We start from the raw sequence: 1,452 nt of genomic DNA, 5'->3' as shown, positions 1-1,452 counted from the left end.
AGAGGGCGTTGTGTGAGTTAATGTCCATGATGTCGCACTGTAGTCGAATGGATTTGTAGCGTTACCGCCGATTGGCGAGCTCGGATGTGTTGGGATGGCCGGGTGAGCGAGCGCAAGCCGTACCCGAGCGACTTATCCGACGAACAATGGGCGCTGATCGAGCCGATCATCACGGCGTGGAAGGCCGCGCATCGCTCCGTCAGTGGCCACCAGGGCAAATACGAGATGCGCGAGATCGTGAACGCGATCCTTTACCAGGGGCGGACCGGCGTCCAGTGGGACTACCTGCCCCACGACCTGCCGCCCGGCAGCGCGACCTATTACTACTTCGCCAAATGGCGTGACGACGGTACCGCCCAGAAGACCCATGACCTGCTGCGCTGGCACATGCGGGAGCGCAAGGGACGATTAGCCGATCCGAGTCTGGTGGTCCTGGACACCCAGAGCGTCCACGTGGCGGCCGGGGTCCCCGCCACCACGACGGGCAGGGACGTGGCCAAGAAGGTGCCGGGCCGCAAGAGAGGGCTGGCGGTGGACGTGTTCGGCCTGGTCATCGCGGTGGTGGTGCTGGCCGCCTCCGCGCACGAGAACGCCGCCGGGACCGCTCTGCTGGACCGGGTCGCGGCCCAGACCTCCGGCACGGTGACCAAAGCCTTGGTCGATCAGGGGTTCAAGAACACGGTCGTCGACCATGGGGCCGGGCTCGGGATCGACGTGGAGATCGTCGAACGCAACCCCGCCGACACCGGGTTCGTCCCCCAGCCGAAACGCTGGATCGTCGAGCAGACGTATGGCACCTTGATGCTGCACCGGCGCCTGGTCCGCGACTATGAACACCTGCCGGCCAGTTCCGAAGCACGGGTGCACTGGGCGATGACCGACGTGATGTCCCGTCGGCTGACTCGCACCCCCGCACCGTCGTGGCGGTCGACATGACCAGGCCAGATGCACAGGAACCGGACCCCGGCACGTGGCTGTTGAACAAGATCGACGCTCGCGAGCAAGCCCTGACCGGCCAGATCGAGCAGACCCAGGCGGAGATCGACGCCATGGCCGCGCACCTCGGCGAACTGCACGAAGCGCTCGAGCACTTGCGGATCACCCGCAAGACCCTGCTGTCCCTCGCCGACGAACCAGGACCCGAGCCGGCCCCACCGCCTCCCGTGGTCCCCGACCACCCCGCCTACCGGCAGATCCTCAACGTCTTCGCCGACATCGGCCGCCCCCTACGAGCTCGTGACCTCTGCCAGGCGCTGGACCTTCCCATCGTGAAGAAGAACACCGAGAACATCCGCGCCAAGCTCAAGCGCCTGGTCAACCAGGGCATTCTCGTCGAGACCGAGCCAGGAATGTTCGCTCAGCCACGTTCCCAGCCCAACCGCTAACGCCCTGACCAGCCCGCCTTCCCCAAGGCAATGGACGAGAGGGACATCAACTCGCGTAACGCCCTCT

2 protein-coding genes are annotated in these 1,452 nt (G+C 65.8%); both read left to right on the top strand.

The window, feature by feature from the left end; all coding sequences use genetic code 11:
- Nucleotides 1-102: 102 nt before the first annotated feature.
- Nucleotides 103-936, top strand: coding sequence for an IS5 family transposase (locus AB0K28_RS51715; RefSeq protein WP_359535503.1), 834 nt, complete (start codon nt 103-105; stop codon nt 934-936).
- Entirely contained in the window at nt 933-1,385 is a 453-nt protein-coding gene (locus tag AB0K28_RS51710; protein WP_359535501.1) for a hypothetical protein, read from the top strand. The genes AB0K28_RS51715 and AB0K28_RS51710 overlap by 4 nt, the downstream gene beginning before the upstream one ends.
- Nucleotides 1,386-1,452 lie beyond the last annotated feature (67 nt).

Origin of the sequence: Nonomuraea sp. NPDC049504 (genome assembly GCF_040676845.1) — a bacterium.
Lineage (GTDB): Bacteria > Actinomycetota > Actinomycetes > Streptosporangiales > Streptosporangiaceae > Nonomuraea > Nonomuraea salmonea.
Note: the sequence above shows the minus strand (reverse complement) of the source record. Positions and strands in the feature narration are given on the sequence as shown.